The organism is Cupriavidus sp. a3 (genome assembly GCF_051015765.1).
GTDB lineage: Bacteria > Pseudomonadota > Gammaproteobacteria > Burkholderiales > Burkholderiaceae > Cupriavidus > Cupriavidus oxalaticus_A.
Map to the genome: position 1 here is coordinate 500,164 of NZ_CP170644.1, position 26,046 is coordinate 526,209.

Genomic DNA, 26,046 nt, shown 5'->3' on the forward strand with positions numbered 1-26,046 from the left:
CATGTCAAAATCCGACGGATTCCCCAGGTCATGGCAAGCCAATCTTTTTGCCGCCGTAATCGCGGCTGTCTATTCGCTGGTTCCTGGCGCTCCCCGATCAGCAAGCGCCGCACCCGTGACCATCGAGGTGCGGAACTTCACCGCGCCGACCCAATGCACCGAGGAGGACAACGTCTCGTTCGTACTGAGTTCGCCGGCAATCCAGCGTTTCCGCGTAGAGGCGCTACATCCGCCATATCTCGGCAAGGTTCGCGAGCTCCGTTATCCGCCGCCGGACTTCTCCAACTGCGACTTCGGCGAAAATTCGCCCCGCGCGGATCCGGGCCGTCGCTTCGAGCCACGTAAGGTGCGAATCTACGACGGGCCTGATCTCGCCATCGAAGGCAATACCTACGAGACGTTCTGGCGGACACGGTCTGTGCCAGTGGCGGTGTGGGGCAGCGTGTATCAGGAGTTCCATCTGCTGCAGTTTTATGTAAAGCACTCGCACGCTGGAAAATTGCGCGAGACGCAAGTGCTGGTGTTGTACCCCCCCGACGGGTACTGGCGGGCCAAGCCATTGCCGGCAGCACCCGCTAGCAGCAATTCATACGGCTCATCGTTTCTGATTGGCCCGATAACGGAGGCTGGCAGACCCGTTGTGGAGATCGCCGATATCGATATCGACCCCAAGGGGCGAACCATTCGACTGCGCTTCATCGCAGGCGGCGAGGCCAGCGTGCGATTGATCGAAGTGAGCCGCGAGCGCACCGCGCTCGATGTGACATTCGAGCCGAGCTATCGATCCTCCAACAAGTCCGCGGCGGCTGACATGTCAGGCTTCGCAATGCTGCGCTCGATGTATGTTGCCGACGACAACGCCGATATAAGCCGTGTCGAGTGGCGTGATGCCGCCGGCCGCGCGCACCACACCTCCGTGGCCGAAACTACCGCGCTACAGGCGCGTTCCGTGCGTTTCGGGAGGGTCGTGCCGTCGCGGCATAATACCGACGCGCCCGATATACGCTTTGATGCCTTCGACGGCCCCCCTTGAGCCTTTGTGCCCTTGCGCCCTTGTAGTCAAGGATATCCAGCGCACTGCATTTCGGCGCAACGAGGCCAGCTCGAGTGCCGCCAACAGGGCATCAAGGCCGACTCCTGGGCGACGACGCGGGGTGGCCAGGCGTTGCTGCCGCGGACGCGCCCTGGCCGGCGGCACGCCCCATATCGCGGTCAGCCTTGCCGTTCGTTTTTGCGCGCTCGCCAGAGACACCGCTGGCTGCCTGCACAGACGGCTCCGCGCGCCGGCCAGTGTCAGTCCCGGGTGTTGGAGGGGAACCGTAGCGACCGCCCTGCGCCCAAGCTGCAACGGCTAACGAAAGGGCGGCAAGGAAGGCTAGCTTTCTCATTGCTGTCTCCGAACTTCGTTGTGTCATGGTGCTTCAGTAGTAGGTCAGGGAAGCTCACAGCGATGTCAGCCAATCTCCTACTTTCGTGAATGGCGATGGGAGATGGCTTCCCGGAGGCGCATTCGAGTCAGAAAGCGGTTCTGCCGAACGACTCTGAGTGGCCGGTCTCCGACGTCGGCGCACCCGCCCAGGGGTGCGCATGCGCCAGGGGCAACTAGCGACTCGGCGGTGACATTTACGCCAAGAGATGGCGATGCTCTTCGATGAACTGTTCGGGCGTCGTCAGCGGCTGACCGACGATCTCCGCCGCGCTCTTGTCGACACCGGCAAGCAATTGCTCCTGCTGATCGACCTTGACCGCCTTGAAATGGGCAGCAAAGGAAGGATCGCCGTCCAGGCCAATGGCCTTTACGAATTCGTCCGGCGACACCTGCTCGAAGCGAATCTCCTTTCCGAGCGTCCTCGCGAGAATGCCCGTGAGTTCGATGTGGCTGACTTCGACCGAGCCTGTGACCGGAATGATCGTCCTACCGAACGCCTCGGGATTCTCAAGAATCTTTCCAACCACTCGTGCGATATCGACAGCGGCGATGGGCACGAAGCGGCTCTCCGGATCGAACGGCGTCAGATAGCGGCCGGCGCGAATCTCAGCGGCTGTGTACAAGATCCATTCGGCGAAGAAATTGACGCGAAGATGTGCTGTCGGAATGCCCGAGCGGTCGAGGATCTGCTCGGAAAGCCAGTGACTCATCGTTGCCGGGCTGCGCGCGTGCGGGCGCGACTGTCGGTGCGACATGTACACGATCTGCTTCACACTGTGCTCGGTTGCAGCCTGGGCGAGGATCGCCGTAGCTTCTACCGCGCCTTGTGTCAGTGGATAGCAGAAGTAGACTCCATCAACACCCTTCATCGCACGACGGACATCTTCGATCTTCAGCATATCGCCGGTCACGATTTCCGCGCCCAGTTCCTTCATCGCCTCGGAACGGACGTCTTCACGACGAACGAAAGCCATCACCTTGTGGCCGTTTTCGAGCAGGAGGCGAACGGTAGGAGTGCCTGTAACGCCAGTGGAACCTGTAACGAGAAACTTCTTCATATGGATCTCCGGAGACTAAGGAAGCGCGGCCAAAGCTTGTGCGCCGTGTCCGCAAGACTAAGCAGTATGATCATCATGTTAGGGGGCGCGCACGTGCCCCAGGGTCGCTTGAAATGCGACCCGTCAAACATGATGACCATCATGCTTCCGTTTGCCAAGCATGATGGTTATACTGTTTGCCGTCAACTAATTTTTTCGCAGTTTTCGGAGGACGCAATGCGTTACCCGCCAGAAGAGACGGCAGAGAAGCATGCCCGGATCCTGGAACAGGCATCCATTTTGTTTCGCGAACACGGATTTTCCGGAGTCAGCCTCAGCGAGATCATGAAGGCGACCGGCCTTACACATGGCGCCTTCTACAATCACTTCGAGTCAAAAGAGGATCTGATCGCGAAGAGTATCGAAGACACATCGGCCAAAGCGCTCGCGTCCATGAGAGAACGCGGGGCTCGCGGTGAGCAGCGGGCTCAATACGTTGACGGATATCTCACCGAGCAACACCGCGACGACAGAGGCAACGGATGCATGATGGCAGGATTGGCTGGCGAGATTGCGCGTGAACCTGCGGCTCAACCGGCCTTCACACAGCATGTCGAGGGTATGCTCAAAGGCTTCACTGAGCCTGGTGCAAAGACAAAAAAGAAGAATGCTCGTCGCGATGCGATTCATACCCTTTCAAGCATCGTCGGCGCGCTCATTCTGGCTCGGGCGGTGGATGATCCTGAACTGTCAGAAGAGATTCTTCGTGAAACTCGGGCGGCTCTGGACTAACGCTCGTTTATCGGGTGGTGCCGCTTGACCTCGCGATTGTCGTTCTGGCTCCGTCATCACAGGAGCGCAACGAGGCTTTGAACGCGCTAGATGGTCGATGTCCGCAGTCCGATGCACAGCCGACGTGCGAGCAGTTGAACGGCTCGAATACCTGACCACTATCGTGGCGCCGGACGGCATGCTGGCCGGATCGCCCATCCATCAAATGATGCAGCAGTGGCGCGACGACCTCGTGGCGTATCGGTGCGGGATGCCGAATTCCCGGCTGCAGGAGATCGCCGCACGCCGCCCAGGCTGGCGTTGCAACGAAGTGGAATTCTTGGTCACGCGGATCTCGTTTGAGTCCCTCGACAAGGAGCGTGCTGCAAGTCTGAACGAGCTGCCGACGAGGCTTCGCCTGCCCGAGAGTGACGTCGATCGCCTGATCGAAGCGGGAAGGGATGCCATCCTTGGCAACCCGGTGATCCGCGAATTCGAGCGCGAATCGACCGCGGCGCGATAGTCTCGCGGCACGCGGCGTGGGTGAGGCACATCATCTACGAAGACATCGTGGCCGGCCGGCCGGTGGCGGTGCTGGCGGACCGGCAGCTTCCCAGGCTGACGATAAACGTGGCATACCAATGCCGCCGCCACCAGCCCGCGAAGCTGCGCGTCTTCATCGATTTCCTGTTCGAGCGGTTTGAGCGTGCCTGGAGCTGGCGAAGAAGTCGGAGCGCGCCGCCGGCTAGCGTTCCGGCGTTCGGCGTTGCGGCGTTGCTGCGTTCCGGGCGGGCTCAGTGCCGGTCGAACGCCGTCACCTCCGGCAGCACCACGGCGAGATAGTCCACCAGTGTGCGGACCGCCGGCAGCAGGCCCGTGCGATAGGGAATGAGGGCGGTGATACGGGCGTCCGCGGCGATCCATTCCGGCAGTATCTGCCGCAGCCCGCCTGCCTTCAGCTCGGCCTGGCAGGCGTACACCGGCAGCGCGGTGATGCCGACGTTCGCGCACGCCGCTTCTTTCAGCGAGATCAGGCTGTTGCTCAGGAACCTCGGTTCAAACGGCACGGTGGCCAGGCGCTTGTCCGGCCCCTGCAATTGCCATTGCGACGCGCCCTTGCCCGCCATGGCGATGATAGAGTGAGACGCCAGTTCCTCGGGCTGCGTCGGCACCGACGTCCGTTCGAGATAGTCGGGCCCGGCGAAGAGATACCACGGCGTCCTGGCCAGCGGATGCTGGACCAGGTTGGAGTCCTGCAGCTGGCCGACATGACCGCGGATCGCCAGGTCGAAGCCCTCGCCGACGATGTCCACGATCCTGTCCGTGGCGGTTTCGTCGATTCTCACCTTGGGGTGGTCGGAGAGGAAGGTCGGCAGCACGTGGCGCAGCGCGAACTGGGCGATGTCCACAGCCACCGTCACGCGGATCACGCCACTCGGCTCCGCCAGCCGCTGGCGCATGGCTTCTTCGGCAAGCTCGGCACTGCGCATCAGCGCCATGGCGTACTGGTAGAACTCCTGGCCCACTTCCGTCATCGCGAACTGGCGCGAGGTCCGGTTGATGAGCCGCACGCCCAGCGAGGCTTCCAGTTCCTTGACGCGGTGGCTCAGCGTGGACTTCGGAAGCCGGAGCGCCTCGCCGGCCGCGGTGAATCCGCCGCGGTCGACCACCTGCACGAAGTAATAGACGTCCTTCAGATCGAGCATGGCATGGGGATTCGCCGGCCATTCCAATGCCGGCGGGTTTGCTGAGGGGGCGAGTGGGTGACGCCCGATCATACTCCAGCGCCGGCGCCCACTGCCATCCGGGCAAGCCTTGGTGCCCACCGGGCGCACCGCGCCGCACCGGGCGCCATTGTCCAAGTTTGCCGAACCCTGCGTACAACCCGTGACGGCTGCCCAAGCGGAATCCGGCGACATAAGCTGTTGCGCAGGAGCGGCTCTGCGCTGTTTCTACATGCTTATTTCAAACTGGAGAGGACAATGACAATGCTCAAGGGATTTCATCACCTGACCGCCGGCGTGCGGCACGCGCAGGAGGATGTGGACTTCTACGTCAAGCTGCTCGGGCAGAGCCTCGTGAAGAAGACCGTGCTTCTCGACGGCGAAGATCCCATCTACCACCTCTACTACGGCAACGCGAATGGCGATCCGGGGACCCTGGTGACGTCGTTCCCGTTCCGCCAGCGCGGGGTCATGGCGCGCCAGGGATCGGGCCAGGTGCGGGTCATCAACTACTCGGTGCCCACGGGCTCGCTCGAGTTCTGGCGCAGCCGCTTCGATGCCATGAACGTGCCGTATGACAGCGAGATCGTCGAGCGCTTCGGCGAGCGCCGCCAGCGGTTCCAGCATCCGTGCGGCATCGAGTTCGATCTCGTCGAAACGGATCTGGACCCGCGTCCGGCCTGCGTGGCCAGCGATATCCCCGAGGCCCATGCCATCCGCGGCGTGCACAGCATCACGCTGTCGCTGCGCGATGTCGCCGAATCGATCCGCTTCATGAGCGAAGCGATCGGCTTCCGCCACGTTGGCCAGTCGGGACCCTACTACCGCTTCGAGACGTACACCGGCGGCCCGGGCACGGTCGTCGAGTTCCAGCACGAGCCGGACCGGCACCAGGGCTCGTCGATCTACGGCGAGGGTACGATCCACCATGTGGCGTTCGCCGTGGACAACGTCGAACAGCAGGCGATCCTGAAGGAGAAGCTGTTTGCGCTGGGCTACATCGACACCTCCGAATCGGTGCACCGCAACTATTTCCGCTCGATGTACTTCAAGATGCCCGGCGGCGTGATGTTCGAGGCCACGACCACCGACATCGGCTTCGCGATCGATGAAGAGCCCGGCCATTTTGGCGAGGAGTTCCAGCTTCCGCCCTGGCTGGTGGATCGCAAGGATGAGCTGCTGGGCCGGCTCGAGCCCATTTCCGCATGACGTTGCCGGGGATCGATATGCGCAAGCCAAAGGTACTGATCGTTTTCTATTCACGCAACAGCTCCACCGAGATGCTGGCCAAGGCTGTCGCCGAGGGGGCCCTCGATACCGGCGCCGAAGTCCGCATGCGGCGCGCGCGGGAGGTCGTCGGCCCCGACGTCATGCGGCAGGCGCCGGGCTGGCTCGAGAACGCCACGGAGATGAACGCGAAATACGACGCGCCGACCGAAGCCGATGCCGAGTGGGCCGACGCCATCGTGTTCGGCACGCCGACGCGGTTCGGGACCATCTCGACCGAACTCAAGGCCTATATCGACGGGCTCGGCGGCCTGTGGTTCGCGGGCAAGCTCAACGGCAAGGTGGGCTCGGTGTTCGGCACGACGTCCTCGCGCCACGGCGGCAATGAAGCCACGCTGCTGGCGGCCTACACGCCCATGGCCCACCTGGGCCTGATCATCGTGCCGCTGGGCTATGCCGACGCGGCGATGTTCAAGGCCGGCACCCCCTACGGCGCGACGCACGTCTCGCACCGTGACACCGTGAAGCCCGACGACGATCACCTCGACGTTGCACGGTACCAGGGCCGCAGGGTGACGACTGTCGCCCGTGCCCTGCACGTCCAGCCGGAGCCCGTGGCAGCCTGAAAGTAAAAGCCTGATCGTAAAAAAAGGCGGAGACTCGGAGTCTCCGCCCGATTGCTTCATCGGCACAGCCCGATGACAAGCTGGCTACCGCTCAGGCCGGCGCCGTCTCCATGCAGGTTCCCAAGGCATCCATCTGTCGCGATGGCGGCAGCGAGTCGATCGTGGCGCGGACCGCCTCCCTGCAGAGCGAAGGCCGCTTGACCAGGGTTTCGACATAGCGGGCAACGTTGGGCAGGTCGTGCCACATCGGCGCGAGCCCCAGGTACGCCAGCCGCACCAGGTTGACACCCCACAGCACATCTCCAAGGGAGAACGCGTGTCCCGCAACATACAGGGCCGGTGCGGCCCCCAGCGTGCGGTCCAGCTCCTTCAACACGCCTTCGACGTGATGGTGCGCGGCACGCTGGAATGCGGCATCGCGGCGGACCGCCCGGCCACCGCGCTCCTTCGCGAGCTTGGCGCGATAGGCGGCAACGAGTTCAGCGTCGTCGCCATTGCCGGCCAGCATGGCCTCGAGCGCTGCGATCTTGTGGTCGTAGACCGTTTCCATGACCGTCTTGAGCGCGTCTGGCCGCCGGTCGGTGTCGGGATGAAAGCCATATAGCAGGGCGCCGTTCGGCATCTGGTCGACGATGCTCACCTGGCGCATCACCGCGGCACGCGCCTCGGCATCGTCCGGCAAGAGCTGGACAGGCGCGCGCGATGCCGCGTCGAGATAGCAGCAGATCCGCCGGGAATCCGCGATCACGCGGGAGGCTTCGTAGTCGACGAGCAATGGCACCGCGCACGGATCGAAGCCGTCGGTATCCACGGAAGGGCGCCCGCTATAGCCGCTGACGAACTCCCGCCCGATTTCCAGTCCGGCCATCAGCCGCAGGCGTACATAGGGCGGGTGATAGTGCTCCGCGGGAACGACGCCGTCCGGACCCATCGAACTCAGGATCATCATGTCGTTCGACCGGTATGGCAACTGCTTCTCGGACAGCACCGTGCGGACCTTCTGCGAGCACAGCGAACTGGCCGCGTGGAACAGCTCAAAGCGCGGGTTTGCATCGCTTCCCACGATGGAGATCCGCGCAGGATCGGCGATGGCAGCGCGGGCACCGGCTGCCAGGTTTCTCAACAAGTCATTGCGCATGGGTTTCTTCCAGCTGATGGTTAGTCACGTCACTCCGCAGCCCGGGCGCCGGCCTGTCCGCGCGCGTGCGGACACACCGCGGGCGGATCGCCGATGAAGCCGCGCGCGGACCAGAGTTCAGGGAACGGGATCTCGTTCATGGTCGGCAGCAGCCAGGCAATGCCCTCGGTGCCGAAGTAGGCCGGCCGGGCGCCGAAGGTCCGGCGCGTGGCCATCAGGTGCAGGTGCTTCCATGCGGAGAATCCCTCCGCAATATCGGCCAGCGTCTCGCCGAGTTGCTGCAGTTCGCGGTGCTGGTCCGGGTCGGCGTAGACGTCGCGCCAGACGTTTTCGACCGCCTTGTCCGGCGCGTAGGGCACGCTGAAATCGCGGTCGAGTGCCAGCGCCGGCACGGCGAAGCCCTTGCGGCTCAGGTGGGCGAGCACGTCGTCATACAGGCTCGGCTCTGCCAGCGCCTTGCTGAGCTGCTCCCAGCGCCGGGGCTGCGGCAGGAAGTGCTGCAGGTGCTCCCCCTGCTTGATGCCGAGCAGGTAGACCATCTGCCGGAACGTCCAGCCCTGCAGTGCGGTGTCCTTGCCAAACTTCGGCCCGACGCAGGACAGGATGGCCAGCAGGTCGACCGGCGTCATCCACGCGATGGAGCGCCAGGTGGCATTGAGCGGCTCGTGGTGGGCAACCACGCGCCGCAGCGTGCGGCATGCGCCGGCCAGGTCATCGGCACGCAATTGCGCCTGCGCGGCCTGGATTTCCCTGATGATCAGCATCCAGTAGAGCTCGGACACCTGCGCCGATACGATCCAGGCGTGCTCGCCGGGATGATCGCTGACCGGGTGCTGCAGCGAGTGGAGCACGTCTGTCTGCAACCAGTCACTGTATGGCGTGCGCCCGGCTGGCGTTTCTGCCGGTGCCCGGGATGCGGGCTTGACGGAATCTTTCATTCTGGTCTCCTCGTGGTGGTGTGGTCAGGCAAGTCTTGTGCAACGGAGACGGTCCCCAGCATCGACTCGATCTGCTGCGCGACCTGCAGCAGCGCGCCGTCGCCGCCGGGCCTGCCGACGACCTGCAATGCGGCTGGAAGGCCGCCGACGCGGGACGGCAGCGGAATCGAGATGGCGGGAAATCCCGCGACGTTGAACGGCGCGGTGTAGGTCATCAGGGCCTCGCGGACGGTGCCGGTCCAGTTGCCGATGTCGACCGTGCCGGCATCGCAGGGCGGGGCGGTGCAGGGGCAGGTCGGCAGCACGAGATAGTCGAGTGTCGACATCGCTTCATGCAGCCGGGCCGTGAAATGCCGCCTCGACTGGTGGGCCGACGCATAGGCGCGCAGGTCCATGGCCTGTGCACGCCTGAGTCTGTCGACCGTTTCCGGGTTGTAGTGCGTGGCGATGCGATCCCAGTCGTGGCGTCGGAAATGCTCGATTCCGCCCTCGATAAGAACGATGGCCGCAAAGGCATCGAACACCATATCGAACATGGCGTCGAACCGGCGGGTCTCGCCGAGGTCGACGCAGCTGAATCGCTGCGCCAGTTGTTCCACCGCCTGGTCGAATGCGCTGGCGACCTCAGGACTCAGCGGCACCGGCGCGATCTGCCTGACGATGCCGAGGCGGGCGGAAGGCGTGGCATCGCTGCGGCGGATGTCGATGCCAGCGGCATCGGCGAGCACCAGCACGTCATCGACCTGTCCGCCCAGCAGGCCGACGTGGTCGCAGGTGGCCGCCAGCGGAAACACGCCGCGCGTGGACAGCGTGCCGAGCGTCGGCTTGAAGCCGACGACACCGCACAGCGCGGCCGGGATACGGACCGAGCCGCCGGTATCGGTGCCCACGCCCGCCATGACCGCGCCATGCGCGATCGCCGCCGCGGCGCCGCCGCTGGAGCCGCCGGGAATGCGGGAATGGTCGAGGGGATTCAGGGTGTCGCCGAAGCTCGGGCTGGCGGTCGTCACGCCCCACGCAAATTCGTGGGTGGTGGTCTTGCCGATGACGATGGCGCCGCATCCGGTCAGTGTCTTCACGATGTCGGCATCGGCAGCGGGAACATTGCCGCGGTAGGCGGCAGATCCATACAGTGTTTCGATGCCCTTCGTGTCGATCAGGTCCTTGATGGCGATGGGCAGCCCTTCCAGCGGACGCTGGCTGCCTTCGCCGTAGCGGCGGTCGCTCTCCGCCGCGGCCTGCAGCGCGCGGTCCCGGTCAATGGCGGCGAACGCGTTGAGCGATTGCTTGCTGGCTTGCGCGCGGAGGAGCGCCTCTTCGGTCAGGCCCGTCGCCGTGATCCGCCGGCTGGCCAGGGCCGCAAGCGCGTGGCGCAGGCCCGCGGGATGCGGGAAGCTGTAGGATGGCTGGCCGGTCATTACCACAGGCTCTCCAGCAGCGCATCCAGCCTGGTGCCGGCATTGTCGCCAAGGTCGCCAAGGTCGCCAAGGTCGCCAAGGTCGCCGACTTCGGAAGGATAGTTCTGCCTGAGCAGGGCCGCGATCTCGGGAAGCTTAGCCCGATCGAAATCGAGGTCGCGGAGCCGGCTGGGCAATTGCAATGCATCCACGGCTGCCTCGATGCGGTCGGCGAGAAATGCGGCGGGCGGGCGGCTGCCGCGTTCCGTGGCGAAGATCTCGAGCTTGCGGCCATAGGCGCCGGCGCAGGCGCGGATGACGGGCGCCAGCGCAATGCACGAAGTCACGCTGTGCGGTACCCCGAAGGTCCCGCCGAGGATGTGGCCGATGCGATGGCTCAGGCCGTAGATGACCGAAGCGGGATAGAAGTAGCACTGCCACGCGGCGAGCTGAAGCTGCAGCAGGTCGTCGGTCGACACGAGGCCGCCCGCGATGGCCTCGCGCGTTTCGAGCTTGCGCGGCCACTTCTCCAGCACGGCAAGGAAACGCTCCACGCCCCTGGCGGCCAGGATGGCGTGAGGGTGATCCACGTCGACCCGGCGCATGCCTTCCACCGCATGGTCGATCCCCTTGATGGCCGAACTCAGCAGCAGCATGCGTGGCGTGTCGACGATCATGCGGGGATCGAGCACCACCAGCCGCGGTGTCGTTTCGCGCACCGCATAGCTGCGCTTGAACTTCTGCGGGCCGTCCGTTTCCGTCACGCCGAAGTAGTGGGAGAACTCCGAGCCCGACAAGGTCGTCGGAATCGCCGCAATCGGCAGGTAGCGGCCCGTCTGCTGGAAATGCTGGTACGAGACTGCCTTTGCGGCGTCGAGCACGGAGCCGCCGCCGAGGGCGATGATCGATGCCGCATCGGCCTCGATGCAGGCACGCAGGCCGTCGCGTACGGCGAAATCGGGCACATGCGGCGGCAGGCCGGTGAAGGTGCCCACGCCGTCGCCGATGACAGGCTGCAGGTGCTCGCGGTTCAATGCCTCAAGGAATTCGACCGTGAACGTGATCGGACGGCGGATGCCGTAGTTCTCCATGGAGGCAGCGACGGTCTTCAGCACGTCGTGTCCCCAGGCAATCTCTTCCTGCGGCAGGCATTTCAACTGGTTCATTCCACGTCTCCCCATGTTTTCATATGCGATCGGGGCTCCGATCCCGTGTAGGAAGATAGGCGAATCGCGTGCGCGCGTGCGCGCGGGATCGGGGAACGAAGCGTTCAGGAATTTGGACGCCGGGCCTGCGCGGTCGCGCGCCGTCGTTCGCTGCTGCCGAACGAAGCATTCAAGCATTGCCATCTTCACAAGGCAGGGGACGTGTCTATGATCTTTTCCACCGTAGCGACCCCCACCACAAGAACGGAGACATGAAGATGGAGACAATGCAGATGACGGAAGCGCTGATCCGCGGACGCCACAGCAAGCGCGGCTTCCTTGACCGGCCGGTGCCGATGGAGACTGTCAGGGACATCCTGTCGGTCGCGAAATACGCGCCGAGTTCGAGCAACACGCAGCCCTGGCGCTGCTATGTGCTGACCGGAAAGGCGCGCGAGAAAATCGCCGGTGCCGCGGTCGAGGCGTATCGCGCCGATCCCGAGGGACTGGTGCCCGATTACCCTTTCTTCCCAAAGGAATTGCCGGCGCCATTTGCGTCGCGCTTCAACACGTTTCGCGGGATGCTGGGCGATGCGCAGGGCGTGCACAGGAGCGATATCGCCGGGCGCCGGCGCGACGTCGAACGGCAGTTCCGGTTCTTCGATGCGCCAGTGGGACTGATCTTCACCATGGACCGGCGCCTGGAATGGGCCAGCTTCATCTGCTACGGCTGTTTCCTGCAGAACCTCATGCTGGCCGCTCGCGCGCGGGGGCTGGACACCTGCCCGCAGCAGATCTGGTCGCTGCAATCGCCGGTGCTTCGTGAAGGACTCGCCATTCCCGACGGGGAGATGGTCGTGGCCGGGATGTCACTCGGCTATGCGGACAACAGCATCCCCGAAAACAACATGGAGCTTTGCAAGCTGGAGCTGGACGAGTTCGTCTCGTTCGTCGATGGCTGACATGCGGAACCGGACAGGCCGCGCCCCGACCTGTCCGGCGCAATTGTCATCGGCGAGTGTGGTGCGACGCCATGGGCCTGCGCGCAGGCGGCCTGCCCGCGGCCGGCCTATTTGCTGCTGTCGCGCGCGTCGCCGCCGATCGCGTCGAGGATGATCATGGTCCGGTCGAGAACGCCGCGTTCGTCAAAGTAGGCGCTGAAATGTGCCGGCATGTAGGCACCTGCGTAGAGCCGGTAGGACCAGGCTTCCCGCTTCATCAGCGGGTAGAACTGGATGGGCTCGCGCGGATGGCCAAAGCGCTCGGCAATATCCTGCTTGGTCCAGACGCCCGGGCGCGCTTCGTAGATTTCCTTCTCGGTGAGCATCTGCCTGAACCTTGTCAGCTTGCCGTTTCCGTCAAAGTCTGCCGCGTAGACCTCGAAGCCGAGCGGCTGCTTCGAATAGATCCAGCGGGTGGTGCCGTCGGCGAGCTGGTAGGTTTCGGTGGGAGTGCCGAACGTATCGCGCACGGCATTCTGCGGAGCGCCGAGCATGCGTTCTGCCGTCTGGAGGGGCTGGAGGGAGGCGCAGGCGCCCAGCACCAGGCTCGCCACGGCGGCGGCCACGCAGGTGGGGAGGCGATAACCCATGATCGTTCTCCTGGGAGGCGGCGGGGCACGCGCCGCGCCAGTTCAGCATAGCGCACGCAGCGCAGGAGTGTTCATGCATCCGGCCGCCCGTGACCGAAATTTTTCTCATGTCGTCTTCCGAAAAGATTCAGTTCAGTTGCGACCACGACTGACGTTAGAGTTCGGAGCGACCTTATCCACGGATACCCGCATCAAAAGCCTTTTCATCGTCACCCACGACGGGCACGCCTTCGGGCGGGATCCCGGGCCGGACAGTGACGCCCTGTCAAGCTGCAAGTACAGGTTGCGAGGCGCCTCCACGGCATGTTCTCCAACAGTCACAGGATTTCCGCCCTGGTAGTGAGTGAGCGCTTCAACCGAGGCGAAAGGCGGCATAGGAAGCCCGAATGGGCGCAAGGCAAGTCTGATCAGAGGGGATAGCATGAAACGAATGACTCTACTGGCTGCGGCGGTCATGGTCGCGGCGACCGCTTCTGTCTGGGCGCAGCCCGAAACCCGCGTGGATGTCACGCAGTCGCCCGGACAGGCGACCGCGACCGGCACGGCGAAGCTCAATGCCACGATCGTCAAGATCGATGCGCCGACGCGAACGGTCTCGCTGAAATCCGCCGACGGCAAGGTCACGGATCTGGTGGTGGGGCCGGAGGCGCGGAACTTCGAGCAGCTCAAGGTCGGCGATACCGTCGCGATCGAGTACAAGGAAGCCCTGACCATGAGCCTCAAGAAGGGCAAGGGGCCGCTTGCCATGACCGAGCGCGAGATCTCGGACCGTGCGGCGCCGGGCGCCAAGCCGGGCGGCACAGTCGGCCGCGAAGTGACCGTCACCGCCGACGTTGTGGCGGTCAATACCAGCGCCAAGACCGTCACCCTGAAGGGGCCGAAGGGACGCACCGTGGACCTGCTGGTCGAGGATCCGGAACGTCTCAAGGGCATCAAGAAGGGTGACCGGGTCGAAGCGGTCTATACCGAGGCCATTGCTGTGTCCGTGCAACCGGCCGCAGCCAAGTAGCAGTACCGAAAAGCACCGAATTGCTCCAGGACAGGCCCGCCGGTCATGCGGGCCGTTTCCTGGCGTCCGCGGTCGGGGCGGTCGGGGCGTACCGCCACGGTGGACCGACCCCCGCCCCCTGGCCTCCCTGTCACAGAATGTCTGGTGGAGAACGGCATGGATGCAGCAAAGCAACTGGTTCACGCGCGTGAAGTTGGCCTCAAGACCGGCATGGTGCTGCAAAAGCGTCTGAAGAATGCGCAGGAGGCCTATAGCGGCCGCGTGCAGCAAGCCGTTGGAGCTCCGGGGAGCGCTCCGTCCACGCCGATGGCCGACATGGATCCGATGGGCGGCTATGCCTATGCCGTCGACAGCATGCAGCGTGCCATCCTGTTCTGGGACACGCTCAGGCAACGGGGCAACAACTTTGTCGAAAATACCATGCAGGGCCTCAAGCCGGTCCTGCATTTCGGCTACGAGACCATCATGGACGGGCGCCAGTTCGAGCGGCCCGTCAACTATGCGCTGCTGAAGATAACGGCGCCCGATGGCGTGACGATCGATGACAGCCGCCGGCCCTACGTCATCATTGATCCGCGCGCCGGCCATGGGCCGGGCATCGGCGGCTTCAAGGACGACTCGCAGGTCGGCGTGGCGATGCGTGCCGGCCATCCCGTGTATTTCGTCATCTTCTTCCGCGATCCCGAGCCGGGACAGACCCTGCTGGATGTGTGCGAGGCCGAGCAGCAGTTCATCAGGAAGGTGCGCGCGCTGCATCCGGACAGCCCCAAGCCGGCCATCATCGGCAATTGCCAGGGGGGCTGGGCCGCGATGATGCTGGGCGCCTCGGATCCCGACGACACCGGGCCGATCGTCATCAACGGCGCGCCGATGTCGTACTGGAGCGGTGCCTGGAGCGAGGGCGAAGGCGACAACCCGATGCGCTATTCCGGCGGGCTCCTTGGCGGCACCTGGCTGGCCTCGTTCACGGCGGACCTTGGCAACGGCAAGTTCGATGGCGCCTGGCTGGTCCAGAATTTCGAGAACCTGAATCCTGCCAACAGTCTCTGGGACAAGTACTACAACCTGTACCGGAAGGCCGATACCGAGCCGCCGCGCTTCCTGGAGTTCGAACGCTGGTGGGGCGGCTACTACCTGATGAACCGCGAGGAGATCGAATGGATCACGCGCAATCTGTTCGTCGGCAACAAGCTCTGGAGCGGTGACGTCAAGAACGCCGGCGGCAAGGCGTTCGACCTGCGCGAAATCCGCTCGCCCATCGTGCTGTTTGCGTCGATGGGCGACAACATCACTCCGCCGCAGCAGGCATTCAACTGGGTGGTGGACATCTACGGCAGTACCGAGGAGATCAAGAGCCGCGGCCAGGTGATCGTTGGCATGATGCACCGGAGCGTCGGCCATCTCGGCATCTTCGTTTCCGGCAAGGTGGCGCAGAAGGAGCACGCGCAGATCGTCTCGGTGCTCAAGAGTATCGAACTGCTGCCGCCGGGGCTCTACGGCATGGTCATCCATGAGCGCAAGGGCAGCGATGGCGTGGAGTACGAGGTCGAGTTCGAGGAGCATTCGCTCGAGGACATCGCCAGCCGGCTCAACCGCTTTGAGCGCGTCGACGAGCGGCCATTCCAGACCGTCGCCAACCTGTCGGACTTTACGCAGCGCGCCTACGAGCTGTTTGCGCAGCCTTATGTCCAGGCGGTGTCCAACGAGATGACAGCGCGGGTGCTGCGCGAATTCCATCCGCTGCGCATGCAGAACTGGCTGTTCTCGGACCTGAACCCGTGGATGGCATGGCTGAAGCCTGCCGCCGAGGCGATCAAGGCCAACCGGCAGGCGCTGGAACCGGACCATCCGCTGCGGCGGCAGGAACAGGCAGGCGCGGAATTGCTCAGCGCCGGACTGGACGCATACCGCGCCGTGCGCGATGCGATGACCGAGTACACCTTCTTCAATGTGTATGCCAACCTGTTCCCGTTCCAGCCAAGGAGCGAGCCCGATGCGCACGCGGGCACACCGGCGGCGACCGACCCGCGGGAGCTGCCGGAAGTCAAGGCGGCGCTAGCCGCGGCCGGGCAAGGCGGGTACGCCGAAGCCATCGCCCGGCTGGCCTGCCTGCTGAGCCGCAGGGGCGAGCCCCTGCCGCTGTCCAGGCTGGAGTTGCGCAAGGAACTGGTCACGGACTATGCGGATCTGCTACCGGAACTGGAGCCGGACGCCTGGCGCAAGATCCGCGGCCGGCAGGAACTGATCACGCGCTACGCGCCCGAGGAGGCGCTCGCGACGCTGCCCGCCTTGCTCAGGCATCAGGCCGACCGCCAGCGGCTGCAGGCGCTGGCGGACAAACTGCGTACCGATGAGCGCGTGCTTGGCGCCACGCCCACCGACGAGCAGGCGGCAATGCTTGAGCGGATCCGCACCGTGCTCGGCAGCCGGCCAGAACGCGCGCGCGGCGCGGCCGTTCCGATCAAGCGCGCTTCCTAGCGCGCCGTGGAGCTGCATCGCAGGCGACTGAAACCGATGAACCCGACGCAGGAGCAAACCGTGAATGCCAAGCATGAGAAGTACCAGCGTCTGATCGACTACTGCAAGACCATGCCGCCCACGCCGACCGCAGTGGCGCATCCGTGCGACAAGTCTTCGCTGGAAGGCGCCGTGGAGGCCGCCCGGCTGGGTCTGATCGCGCCGATCCTGGTCGGCCCGCGCGCCCGCATCGAGGACGCCGCCCGTGAAGCCGGCATCGACATCCGCGAGTACCCGATCGTCGATGCCGCGCACAGCCATGCGGCGGCGGCTGCCGCCGTGCAGCTGGTGCGCGAGAGCAAGGCCGAGGCCCTGATGAAGGGCAGCCTGCACACCGACGAGCTGATGGGAGCCGTGGTCAAGGGCGACACCGGCTTGCGCACCGCGCGGCGTATCAGCCACTGCTTTGTGATGGACGTGCCCGGGCACGAGGACGCGCTGATCGTCACCGACGCGGCCGTCAACATCGCCCCCACGCTGGCCGAGAAGGCCGACATCCTGCAGAACGCGATCGACCTGGCCCATGCCTTGCGGGTCGAGGAGGTGCGCGTGGCGATTCTTTCGGCCATGGAGACGGTCAACCCCAAGGTGCCGTCCACGCTGGATGCGGCCGCGTTATGCAAGATGGTCGACCGCCACCAGATCACCGGTGCCGTCGTCGACGGGCCGCTCGCCCTGGACAACGCCATCAACCTGGATGCCGCGCGGATCAAGAAGATCGACTCACCGGTGGCCGGGCGCGCCAATGTGCTGCTGGTGCCGGACCTGGACGCCGGCAACATGCTGGCCAAGAGCCTGACCTTCCTGGCCGGCGCCGACGCCGCGGGCATCGTGCTGGGCGCGCGCGTGCCCATCATCCTGACCAGCCGCGCCGACTCCGTCACGACCCGGCTGGCGTCGTGCGCGGTGGCCGCGCTGGTGGCCAGGGCGCGCCGCGAGTCCGGCCAGGTGGCGGGGTGATGCCATGGCCGAACTGATCCTGGTCCTGAATGCGGGTTCGTCGAGCATCAAGTACTGCGCCTACGATACCCATGACGATGCCCTGAGACTTGTCTTGCGCGGCAGCCTCGAAGGCCTCTATACGGCGCCGGCATTCCGCGCCACCGACGCGGCAGGGGCCGAGATCGAGGCAAAGCGCTGGGAGGCCGGCACCAAGCTCGGGCACGAGGGTGCCATCGCCTTCCTGGCGGACTTCCTGCGCAGCCACGGCGAAGGGCATGCGCTGAGCGCGGTGGGGCACCGGGTGGTGCATGGCGGCGTGCGCTTCACCCAGCCGGCCAGGGTGACCGATGCGCTGCTGGCCGAGCTGGATACGCTTTGCCCGCTTGCCCCCTTGCACCAGCCCCACAACCTCAAGCCGATCCGCATCCTCGCCGAGCGGCGTCCGGAACTGCCGCAGGTCGCCTGCTTCGATACCGCCTTCCACCGGGCGCAGCCGGAAGTGGCACAGGCCTTCGCGTTGCCGGCGGAGATTACCGACAGGGGCGTCAGGCGCTACGGCTTTCACGGGCTGTCCTACGAGTACATCGCAAGCGTCCTGCCGAGTGTCGATGCGCGCGCCGCCGCGGGCCGCACGGTTGTGGCGCACCTCGGCAACGGCAGCAGCATGTGCGCGCTGGTCGGAGGGCGCAGCGTGGCCAGCACCATGGGCTTTACCGCGGTGGACGGGCTGCCGATGGGAACCCGCTGCGGCAGCCTCGATCCGGGCGTGATCCTGTACCTGATCAGCGAACTCGGCATGGATGCCCACGCCATCGAGGACCTGATTTACCGCAAGTCCGGCCTGCTTGGCGTCTCCGGCTTGTCGAGCGACATGCGCGCGCTGCTCGCCAGCGACGATGCGCAGGCCCGCTTTGCCGTCGAGTTGTACACCTACCGCATCGCCCGGGAGCTTGGCTCGCTGGCCGCCGCCGCGCAGGGGCTGGACGCGCTGGTGTTCACCGCAGGCATCGGCGAGCATGCTGCGCCGATCCGCGAGCGCGTATGCCAGCTCGCGGCATGGCTCGGCGTGAGCGTAGATGCCGCGGCGAACGCGGGCGACGGACCGCGCATCAGCCCGGCGTCCGGAAAGGTTCCGGTCTGGGTCATCCCGACCAACGAGGAACTGATGATTGCCAGGCATACCAGGGAGGTCCTCGCAGTGCCCGCACGCCGGTCGGACGGATGACGGGGGCGATGCCAGACCGCGCCAGCTAGCCAAGCTCTCCTGCGGAAACTAAAGTGGATTGACGACACAAGGCCGATCCATCAAGGAGGCGCCATGTTCCATTCCTACCCGCTGCGGCTGGCTTCCCTGGCGGCATCGCTGGTCCTTGCCAATGTTGCGTTTGCCAGCGTTGCATGGGCGACCGAGCAAGCGCAACAGCGCCGTGCCGGTCGTGACGTTCGCCAGGAAACACGTCAGGACTCCAGGCAGACCAAGCAAGACTGTCGTGCCGCGGACCAGCAAAGCAATGCCGGTTGCCGGCAGGACAAGCGGCAGACAAAGCAGCAAGGCCGCGAGACAGCCAGGGACATCAAGTATTGATGCATGGCAATTCGGAGCTGCCGTCCAGCGAACCCGCTTTCTTTTCCACCCACAACGTTGCCATGCAAGACAAGCCTGCAGCGACAAGCTTCGTGCCCTTCAACGTGCCGCTGCGCGATGGACGGCAAGTGCTTGTGCGGGAGATAACCGAAGACGACAAGGTCGGGCTGCTGGCGGCATTCAACAGGCTGTCGGCCGATGCGCGCTACGCCAGATTCATGGCTGCCATGCAGCAGCTGCCGGAAGCGATGCTCGAACATGCGACGCACCCCTCGGTCGAGCGCGAGTTTGCGCTGGTGGCGCTTGCCACGGAAGGCAAGGCGTCGTCCATCGTGGGTGGCGCGCGCTACGCTGCGGCACCGGGCAGCAATACCTGCGAGTTCGCGGTAACGGTCGCCGATGACTGGCACAGGCTTGGGCTGGCCAGCCGGCTGCTGGGCACCCTGATCGACATTGCCCGGAGCCGCGGCTATCGGAGCATGGAAGGCTATGTCTTGTCGTCGAATACCGGCATGCGGCGACTGGCCAGGCAATTTGGCTTTGCCGACGTGGCCTGTCCGGACGATGCCACGCTGCGCGTGGTGACGCTTGCGCTGTAAGTCCAAGCGCACGCATCCGGATCAAACCGTACTCAAACGTACGTGCTGCGCTCGCCAGCGTCAGAAGCTCAGCCCGATCGAGACCACGGCGATCTGGTCGTGCGCGGCGGGGTTGAACCAGTAGACCGCACCGGAGACATGCTTGCCCTTCACTTGCGCAAACACGCCGCGCTGCAAATTGCGGCCATTGTCAGGCACACGCGTGCGCTGGGCCGCCAGGCCCAGCCGCAGCCAGTCCCGAGGGCGCCAGGCTAGCTCGCTCCATGCATAGGCGTACCCGGACGGCTCGGCGTCCGGCACGTACTCGAACTCGATATAGGCATCGGCATAGCGGCCGGTCAGCGTGGCCTCGAACCCGCCCACGACGCTGTGCGTGCTGCCGGTGACCACACCCAGGATCGGCGTGAAATCCAGCCGCAAGGCGTCACCCCAGCCAAGGTTGTAGCCGACGAAGAACGAGTACGCATCCATGCCTTCGTAGTTGCTGCGCGCCTCCAGGTGCAAGGCGCCGCGCTTGGCGATGGCGATGCCCGTGACATAGGCTTCGCTGCCGCGCGGCAGATTGAGGTAAGCCGAGACTCCGCCGCTCCACGCCGGCGCCTCCGCGGTCGCGGGCGCGACGCTGTCTTCGGCGGCATGCAAGGGCAGCGGCGCGGTTGCCGCGGCCAGCACCAGCCAGCGTGCGGCCAGTCGTGTTGCGGGTCGTGTTGCGGGTGGTGCAGCCATACCCCCGGCCTCCATGGTCAGCCTCCAAGCGCGATGATGGCCACGGTCAGTGCAACGCCGACCAGCGTCATCGCCGCACCCGCTATCCATCCGCCGAAGCCGGCATAGCGCCCAAGCGCGATGCCGGCCCCGAACAGCATCAGGATGGTCAGCACGCGCGATACCAGCAGCGCCGTGGAGACGTCCGCAAACACGATAAACGGCAGGGCCACCGGGAAGGTGGCAAGCACGACCAGCAGGAAGATCCCGGCAGCTGCCAGCAGATCCTGTGTGCCCAACGCCGGGCGCGCGGGCAGATCGACGGTGCGGGCGATGCGGCCCCGCATCGCTTCCAGCTCGGCATCGTCGACCAGCGTGCGCAAGGCGGGCGAAAGCGCATCACGCAGGCGCGCGATGGCGTCGCCCGGGTCGCCGGCATTGCGAACCGCCTTGACCAGCGACAGCCTGCGCCCGCGCTCGGTCAGCGTGCGCACCAGGTACATCACGGCATCGGCCAGCCCCCAGGCCAGGTTGCAGCCCAGCGCAGTGAAGAACATCGTGCGTGGGGCATCCGCCGGCGCGCCGACGGCCGACACCGCGCCAACGAAGGTCAGGGCCATGAACAGGCCGAAGCACATCTCGCATACGCGGTCGACGGTATCGAGCAGGCGCGGCCGCACTTCGGCGGCGTGGGGGTCGAGGGAAGTAGTCAACACTGGCTTGCACCCGGCTGCAACTGCCCGCGGCGAAGGTCTGCGACGAAGCCCCCGCCCCCCGTGCCGGGTGCGACAGCATCGAGCCTGCGGCTCCCGGGCGGGCAGGCATCCCGGGGGCGCGACCTGACGGCGAAGGCGGCGCCGCCGGCACTCGCCAACTGCCGCCGCATCTACTGTAGGCAAAGATCCACACCGACGATAGCGGCGCATGGTGCGGAAATTACACCCGGAGGTATGGCGGCAGCCTGCGGTACCTTCGGCATCTGCGCCGCCATCAGCCCGAAGCGAGGTGCTGCAGGGAACGCTCACCAGTAACGGTGGCATGTAATGCAAAGCCGCTGGCATCCTTTGCATGGCGGAAACCGGTTCGCTGCACCATGCTTGCCGGATGGGAAATTGCAGAGTGTGTCCGCGTGCGTTTTCCGGTTTGCAACGATGGCGGACATCGGAGAGACATTCATGTCCGAAAGATTTCTGAATCCGGGCTGGCTGGGCACCTTCCGCGGCTACCTGCCCGGCATGGTCATCAGCGCGGTGGTAACCGTGGCAGCCATGTCGCTCGCCGCGCATTACCAGGCGCCGGTAATGCTGTTCGCCCTGCTGTTAGGCATGGCGCTGAACTTCCTGTCCCGGGAATCCTCCGGCGCCGCAGGCATCGACTTCAGCGCCAAGCAGGTGCTTCGGCTGGGCGTGGCCTTGCTGGGGTTGCGCATCACGGCGTCGCAGGTGGCGGCACTGGGTTGGCACTCGGTTGCCATGGTCATACTGGCGGTGGCGCTGACCATACTGTGCGGCATCGTGCTGGCCCGGTTGATGGGATTCCAGACCTTCTTCGGCTTGCTCACCGGCGGCGCCGTGGCAATCTGCGGGGCTTCCGCGGCGTTGGCCCTGTCGGCGGCCATGCCCCAGCATCCGCTAAAGGAGCGCGCGACGCTGTTCACGGTGATCTCCGTCAGCGCGCTGTCGACGATGGCGATGGTGGTGTATCCGATGATCGCGCAACTGCTGGCCTTGCCTTCCCTGCAGGCCGGAGCCTTTATCGGCGGGACCATCCATGACGTGGCCCAGGTGGTTGGGGCCGGTTACAGCATCTCGCACGAAGCCGGCGATGCGGCCACGCTGGTCAAGCTGATGCGGGTGGCCATGCTGCTGCCGGTGATCGCGCTGGCCGCGTGGTTGTCGCAGCGGCATCAGCGGGCGCAGGGAGAAGCCGGAAAGGGGCCGCGTCCGCCGCTGCTGCCGTGGTTTGCCGTGGCGTTTGCGGTACTGGTGGCGATCAACAGCACCGGCTGGCTGCCTGCGGGACTGGTTAAGGCGGGGCAGTTCGCGTCGCAGTGGTGCCTGGTCATGGCCATGGTCGCAATCGGCATGAAGACTCACCTCAAGGACATTCTGTCCGTAGGGTGGAAGCCCGTGGCGCTGATGGTCCTGGAAACGCTGTTCCTGGCCATGCTGTTCTACGGCATGCTGGTGTTGGCGCGGTCCTAGTTTGTCCGGCGGCTCGGCAGGCTTTTGCTCCCGCGGTCAACGGCAATGGTCGCGCGAACGTGCGGATTCGTGCCCATGAACGCCGTCTCTCGCGCACATGATTTCGCTACATACCGATGCCAGCTTCGGCCGGGAACTGCTATCAAGAGTCCTTTGCCGTTGCCGCACGCCGTAGCCGCCTGCCCGATGAAGCGCTCCACCACCATCCCGACTCCGCCGCCCGATGCCGCCCACGCGCTTGCGCCGGTCGACGCGCAGGCGAACTCCGGTTGCGAGGACCGCAATTTCGTCACGGCGCTGGCGCGCGGCATGGAACTGCTGCGGGCCTTCGGGCCGCAGGACGATTACCTCGGCAATGCCGAATTGTCGCGCCGCACCGGCATCCCGCGGCCGACCGTGTCGCGGCTGACTTACACGCTCGCCACGCTCGGCTACCTGACCTATATCGAGGGCACGGAGAAATACCGGCTGGGGCAGGGCGCGATGGTGCTCGGCCATCGCTACATCGCGGGCGCGGGCATCCGCGAGATCGCGCAGCCGCTGATGCAGTCGCTGTCCTTTGCCACCGACTGCACCGTGGCGCTGGCGATGCCGGACCGGCACGCCATGGTCTACCTGGAAAGCTGCCAGCCGCGCGGCGCGCTGGTGATCCGGCTGGCGCCGGGTGCGCGCCTGCCGATGGCCACCTCGGCGATCGGGCGCGCCTGGCTGGCAGGGCTCGACCCCGGCCAGCGCGAAGCGGCACTGGCCGAGCTGGCGCGCCACTACGGCGCGCGCTGGGCTGCCATGCGCAGCGGCATCGAGCGCGCGCTGCACGACTACGCCCGCCGCGGCTTCTGCGTGGCGCACGCGGAATGGGACCGCACCGTCAGCGGCGCCGCGGCGCCGCTGCGGCTCGCGGGCAGCAGCGAAGTGCTGGCGATGAATATCGGCGGCTCCGCGGCGCGGCTGTCGCCGGAGATCCTGGAAGGCAATCTCGGCCCGCGCATCCGCGACCTGGCCGAGACGTTGCAGGCGCGCCTGTGGCAGCCCGGCGGCGCGCGCGCTTCGATGCGCCTGCCAGCGGATGGGCCCGAGGCGGGCGCATGTCCCGCCGGCCAGCGAGCCGCCAACGAATGACGCGGTGGCAGACCATATCAACAAGGATCGATGAGGAGATAGCGCATGGACATACGTAACAAGACCGTAGTGGTGACCGGCGCGGCCACCGGCATTGGCCGCGCGCTGGCGCTGGCGTTTGCCCAGGCCGGTGCACGTGGCGTGGCCGTGGCCGACCTGAACGAGGCCGGCGCCGCCAAGGTCGCCGGCGAAGTCCAGCAGGCAGTGCCGTCGTGCCAGGTGTTCGCGCAAGCGGTGGACGTTGCCGATGCCGCCGCGGTGCAGGCACTGGCCGACGAGGCCACGCGCCGCTTCGGACAGGTCGATGTGTTCTGCTCCAACGCCGGCATCATCCTGCGCAAGGGCCTCGACGCGGGTGCCGACGAATGGCAGCGCATCTGGGAAATCAACGTGATGGCGCATATCCACGCGGCGCGCGCGGTGCTGCCGCAGATGCTCGAGCGCGGCGACGGCTATTTCGTCAATACGGTATCGGCGGCAGGGCTGCTGTCGCAGATCGGCTCAGCCCCCTACGCGGTGACCAAGCACGCGGCGATCGGGTTTGCCGAATGGCTGTCGATCACCTATGGCGACCGCGGCATCAAGGTCAGCTGCATCTGCCCGCAGGGCGTGCAGACCAATATGCTGTTCGGCGAGAACGGTGAGCGCAAGGGCTTCCTGCAGGAGGGCTCGGTTACCGCCGAGCACGTGGCCGCGGCGACCCTGGAAGGCGTGGCCCACGAGCGCTTCCTGATCCTGCCGCACCCGGAAGTGCTGGAGTACTACCGCCGCAAGGGCCAGGACTACGACCGCTGGCTGCGCGGCATGCGGCGCCTGCATGACAAGGTGATGCAGGAGTTCGGCGGCATCGCGGTGTAAGCGCGCGGGCCCGGCGGCCCGCTTCAGGCGTCCGGCTCCGCCGCCGCCTGCGCATTGCCTTCGCCGCTGGGATCGCGCAGCCGGCTCAGGCTGATGAGGGCGCCGACGGTTGCGACCGCCGCCGCCACATACAGCGCGATGCGCGCGGCGCCGTCCGGCGCCAGGCTGAACAGCAGTGCCACCAGCGCCGTGCCGGTGGTCTGGCCCAGCAGCCGCGTGGTCGCCTGCGCGCCGCTGGCGCCGCCGCTGCGGGCCGGCGGCGTGGCGCCGATCATGGCGCGGTTGTTAGGTGACTGGAAGAAGCCGAAGCCCATACCGCACAGCGCCATGCGCCACGCTATGTCGAGGCTGCTTGCATCCGCTCCCAGCGTTGCCAGCCCTACCAGCCCGCCGGCCAGCATGGCCAGCCCGAGGCCGGCGAGGATGCTGGCCGGGTAGCGGTCCGACAGCCGCCCCGACAGCGCCGCCATCACCGCCACCATCGTCGGCCACGGCGTGATCAGCAGCCCGGTCTCCTGCAGCGAGCGGCCAAGCTGGTATTCGAGGTAGAAGGGCAGCGCCACGAAGGACAGCATCTGCGTCATGAACGAGCAGAACGAGGTGCCCACCGCCAGCGCGAAGGCCCGGCTGGCAAACAGGTCCACCGGCACCAGCGGCGCGGCGCGGCCGCGCTGGCGCCGCACCAGCAGCCATCCCAGCACGATCGCCGCGGCAAGCCCCGCGACGCCGGCCGCGCGCCAGGCTGCATGGCCGAGCCCGTCCACGCCCAGGATAAACAGCCCGAACACCAGTGCCGACAGCAGCGCGCTGGGATAGTCGAACTCGCGCGGCTGCGGCGGCGTTGCCGGCAGCGCGCGCCGGCTCAGCACCAGCGCCAGGATGGCCACCGGCACGTTCACCGCGAACAGCCACTGCCAGCTGGCTACCGCCAGGATGATCGCCCCCAGCGAAGGCGCCACCGCAATGGTCACGCCCACCACCAGCGCGTTCAGCCCGATGCCGCGGCCCAGCTTCGTGGGCGGGTAGATAAAGCGCACCAGCGCGGTATTGACGCTCATGATGCCGGCGCCGCCGATGCCCTGCAGCACGCGCGCCGCCACCAGCATCGGCAGGTTGACCGAGAGCGCGCACAGCAGCGAGCCGACCAGGAAGGTTGCGAGCCCGGCACGGTACACACGCTTGTAGCCGAGGATGTCGCCCAGCGACGACAGCGGCAGCAGGCACACGGTCACCGTGAGCTGGTACGCGTTGACGACCCAGATGGTGCTCGACGGCTCCGCGTGCAGTTCGCGCGAGATGGAGGGCAGGGCGATGTTAGCGATCGAGCCATCGAGCACGGCCATGATCAGGCCAAAGAAAACGGTGAGGATCGCCCAGGTGCGTTGCGGCTGGGGGAGGCCTTGTTCTGGCTGCATCGGGAAAGACATTGGAGACAATGCCGGGCCGCGGAAAAACCGCATGAAGACCCGGATGGCTGGCCGCTGG

The 26,046-nt window shown here is 65.8% G+C and carries 25 protein-coding genes; 15 read left to right on the forward strand and 10 right to left on the reverse strand.

Features of this window, described 5'->3' with window-relative positions:
- Position 1 precedes the first annotated feature (1 nt).
- The gene (locus tag ACAD63_RS24275; RefSeq protein ID WP_240745826.1) at positions 2 to 1,033 is read left to right on the forward strand and encodes a hypothetical protein; all 1,032 of its coding nucleotides are present in this window, start codon (positions 2 to 4) and stop codon (positions 1,031 to 1,033) included.
- Between the two features lie 590 nt (positions 1,034 to 1,623).
- On the opposite strand, the gene ACAD63_RS24280 is transcribed toward ACAD63_RS24275, so the two are convergent.
- Positions 1,624 to 2,487 carry an NmrA family NAD(P)-binding protein gene (locus ACAD63_RS24280; RefSeq protein ID WP_135703057.1) on the reverse strand — a complete coding sequence of 288 codons (864 nt, stop codon included), beginning with the start codon at positions 2,485 to 2,487 and terminating at the stop codon, positions 1,624 to 1,626.
- Positions 2,488 to 2,616: 129 nt separating this feature from the next.
- Between ACAD63_RS24280 and ACAD63_RS24285 the strand changes: the two genes are divergently transcribed.
- On the forward strand, positions 2,617 to 3,258 hold the full coding sequence (locus ACAD63_RS24285) for a TetR/AcrR family transcriptional regulator (protein WP_240745825.1): 642 nt from the start codon (positions 2,617 to 2,619) through the stop codon (positions 3,256 to 3,258).
- A gap of 124 nt (positions 3,259 to 3,382) precedes the next feature.
- The gene (locus ACAD63_RS24290) at positions 3,383 to 3,760 is read left to right on the forward strand and encodes a hypothetical protein (RefSeq protein ID WP_255519633.1); all 378 of its coding nucleotides are present in this window, start codon (positions 3,383 to 3,385) and stop codon (positions 3,758 to 3,760) included.
- 271 nt (positions 3,761 to 4,031) lie between these two features.
- Here ACAD63_RS24290 and ACAD63_RS24295 read toward each other — a convergent pair whose 3' ends face one another.
- Complete coding sequence (locus tag ACAD63_RS24295) at positions 4,032 to 4,943, reverse strand: LysR substrate-binding domain-containing protein (RefSeq protein WP_434034682.1); 912 nt, start codon at positions 4,941 to 4,943, stop codon at positions 4,032 to 4,034.
- A gap of 276 nt (positions 4,944 to 5,219) precedes the next feature.
- Between ACAD63_RS24295 and ACAD63_RS24300 the strand changes: the two genes are divergently transcribed.
- Together ACAD63_RS24300 and wrbA are read left to right on the forward strand one after the other, a co-directional pair.
- A complete protein-coding gene (locus ACAD63_RS24300) occupies positions 5,220 to 6,170 on the forward strand; it encodes a ring-cleaving dioxygenase (protein ID WP_135703056.1) in 951 nt (316 codons plus the stop codon).
- A gap of 17 nt (positions 6,171 to 6,187) precedes the next feature.
- Positions 6,188 to 6,814: an NAD(P)H:quinone oxidoreductase gene (gene wrbA / locus ACAD63_RS24305; RefSeq protein WP_135703055.1), complete on the forward strand. Its 627-nt coding sequence runs from the start codon at positions 6,188 to 6,190 to the stop codon at positions 6,812 to 6,814.
- 91 nt (positions 6,815 to 6,905) lie between these two features.
- Here wrbA and ACAD63_RS24310 read toward each other — a convergent pair whose 3' ends face one another.
- The 4 genes from ACAD63_RS24310 to ACAD63_RS24325 form a co-directional block, all read right to left on the reverse strand.
- Complete coding sequence (locus ACAD63_RS24310) at positions 6,906 to 7,877, reverse strand: glutathione S-transferase family protein (RefSeq protein ID WP_368671090.1); 972 nt, start codon at positions 7,875 to 7,877, stop codon at positions 6,906 to 6,908.
- Between the two features lie 104 nt (positions 7,878 to 7,981).
- Positions 7,982 to 8,890 (reverse strand): tryptophan 2,3-dioxygenase, encoded by a 909-nt coding sequence (locus ACAD63_RS24315; protein WP_135703053.1) that lies wholly within the window; start codon positions 8,888 to 8,890, stop codon positions 7,982 to 7,984.
- The gene (locus ACAD63_RS24320) at positions 8,887 to 10,308 is read right to left on the reverse strand and encodes an amidase (protein ID WP_434034463.1); all 1,422 of its coding nucleotides are present in this window, start codon (positions 10,306 to 10,308) and stop codon (positions 8,887 to 8,889) included. Before ACAD63_RS24320 ends, ACAD63_RS24315 begins: the two co-directional genes overlap by 4 nt.
- The gene (locus ACAD63_RS24325) at positions 10,308 to 11,453 is read right to left on the reverse strand and encodes an iron-containing alcohol dehydrogenase (protein WP_434034464.1); all 1,146 of its coding nucleotides are present in this window, start codon (positions 11,451 to 11,453) and stop codon (positions 10,308 to 10,310) included. The genes ACAD63_RS24320 and ACAD63_RS24325 overlap by 1 nt, the downstream gene beginning before the upstream one ends.
- 257 nt (positions 11,454 to 11,710) lie before the next feature.
- Here ACAD63_RS24325 and ACAD63_RS24330 point away from each other — a divergent pair, with 257 nt between their 5' ends.
- Entirely contained in the window at positions 11,711 to 12,394 is a 684-nt protein-coding gene (locus ACAD63_RS24330; RefSeq protein ID WP_133096025.1) for a nitroreductase, read from the forward strand.
- 107 nt (positions 12,395 to 12,501) lie between these two features.
- Here ACAD63_RS24330 and ACAD63_RS24335 read toward each other — a convergent pair whose 3' ends face one another.
- Positions 12,502 to 13,023, reverse strand: a complete 522-nt coding sequence (locus ACAD63_RS24335) for a hypothetical protein (protein ID WP_133095724.1) — start codon at positions 13,021 to 13,023, stop codon at positions 12,502 to 12,504.
- A 421-nt stretch (positions 13,024 to 13,444) separates the two neighbouring features.
- Between ACAD63_RS24335 and ACAD63_RS24340 the strand changes: the two genes are divergently transcribed.
- The 6 genes from ACAD63_RS24340 to ACAD63_RS24365 all read left to right on the forward strand — a co-directional run bounded on the left by ACAD63_RS24340 (position 13,445) and on the right by ACAD63_RS24365 (position 19,675).
- Positions 13,445 to 14,032: a hypothetical protein gene (locus ACAD63_RS24340; protein ID WP_135703050.1), complete on the forward strand. Its 588-nt coding sequence runs from the start codon at positions 13,445 to 13,447 to the stop codon at positions 14,030 to 14,032.
- Positions 14,033 to 14,188: 156 nt separating this feature from the next.
- Positions 14,189 to 16,510, forward strand: coding sequence for a DUF3141 domain-containing protein (locus ACAD63_RS24345; protein ID WP_434034465.1), 2,322 nt, complete (start codon positions 14,189 to 14,191; stop codon positions 16,508 to 16,510).
- A 36-nt stretch (positions 16,511 to 16,546) separates the two neighbouring features.
- The gene (locus tag ACAD63_RS24350; RefSeq protein ID WP_218959454.1) at positions 16,547 to 17,509 is read left to right on the forward strand and encodes a phosphate acetyltransferase; all 963 of its coding nucleotides are present in this window, start codon (positions 16,547 to 16,549) and stop codon (positions 17,507 to 17,509) included.
- 4 nt (positions 17,510 to 17,513) lie between these two features.
- Positions 17,514 to 18,716: an acetate/propionate family kinase gene (locus ACAD63_RS24355; RefSeq protein WP_434034466.1), complete on the forward strand. Its 1,203-nt coding sequence runs from the start codon at positions 17,514 to 17,516 to the stop codon at positions 18,714 to 18,716.
- A 93-nt stretch (positions 18,717 to 18,809) separates the two neighbouring features.
- On the forward strand, positions 18,810 to 19,076 hold the full coding sequence (locus tag ACAD63_RS24360) for a hypothetical protein (RefSeq protein WP_133095719.1): 267 nt from the start codon (positions 18,810 to 18,812) through the stop codon (positions 19,074 to 19,076).
- A gap of 62 nt (positions 19,077 to 19,138) precedes the next feature.
- The gene (locus ACAD63_RS24365; protein ID WP_195426937.1) at positions 19,139 to 19,675 is read left to right on the forward strand and encodes a GNAT family N-acetyltransferase; all 537 of its coding nucleotides are present in this window, start codon (positions 19,139 to 19,141) and stop codon (positions 19,673 to 19,675) included.
- 60 nt (positions 19,676 to 19,735) lie between these two features.
- Here the strand turns inward: ACAD63_RS24365 and ACAD63_RS24370 are convergent, their stop codons facing one another.
- Entirely contained in the window at positions 19,736 to 20,401 is a 666-nt protein-coding gene (locus ACAD63_RS24370; RefSeq protein WP_255519635.1) for a hypothetical protein, read from the reverse strand.
- Between the two features lie 17 nt (positions 20,402 to 20,418).
- Positions 20,419 to 21,096: a hypothetical protein gene (locus ACAD63_RS24375; protein WP_135703046.1), complete on the reverse strand. Its 678-nt coding sequence runs from the start codon at positions 21,094 to 21,096 to the stop codon at positions 20,419 to 20,421.
- A 459-nt stretch (positions 21,097 to 21,555) separates the two neighbouring features.
- Here ACAD63_RS24375 and ACAD63_RS24380 point away from each other — a divergent pair, with 459 nt between their 5' ends.
- The 3 genes from ACAD63_RS24380 (at position 21,556) to ACAD63_RS24390 (ending at position 24,561) form a co-directional block, all read left to right on the forward strand.
- Positions 21,556 to 22,584 (forward strand): YeiH family protein, encoded by a 1,029-nt coding sequence (locus ACAD63_RS24380; protein WP_135703045.1) that lies wholly within the window; start codon positions 21,556 to 21,558, stop codon positions 22,582 to 22,584.
- A 186-nt stretch (positions 22,585 to 22,770) separates the two neighbouring features.
- The gene (locus ACAD63_RS24385) at positions 22,771 to 23,703 is read left to right on the forward strand and encodes an IclR family transcriptional regulator (protein ID WP_240745823.1); all 933 of its coding nucleotides are present in this window, start codon (positions 22,771 to 22,773) and stop codon (positions 23,701 to 23,703) included.
- A 45-nt stretch (positions 23,704 to 23,748) separates the two neighbouring features.
- Positions 23,749 to 24,561 carry an SDR family oxidoreductase gene (locus ACAD63_RS24390; protein ID WP_133095715.1) on the forward strand — a complete coding sequence of 271 codons (813 nt, stop codon included), beginning with the start codon at positions 23,749 to 23,751 and terminating at the stop codon, positions 24,559 to 24,561.
- Positions 24,562 to 24,584: 23 nt separating this feature from the next.
- On the opposite strand, the gene ACAD63_RS24395 is transcribed toward ACAD63_RS24390, so the two are convergent.
- Positions 24,585 to 25,976: an MFS transporter gene (locus tag ACAD63_RS24395; protein ID WP_133096023.1), complete on the reverse strand. Its 1,392-nt coding sequence runs from the start codon at positions 25,974 to 25,976 to the stop codon at positions 24,585 to 24,587.
- Between the last annotated feature and the right edge of the window lie 70 nt (positions 25,977 to 26,046).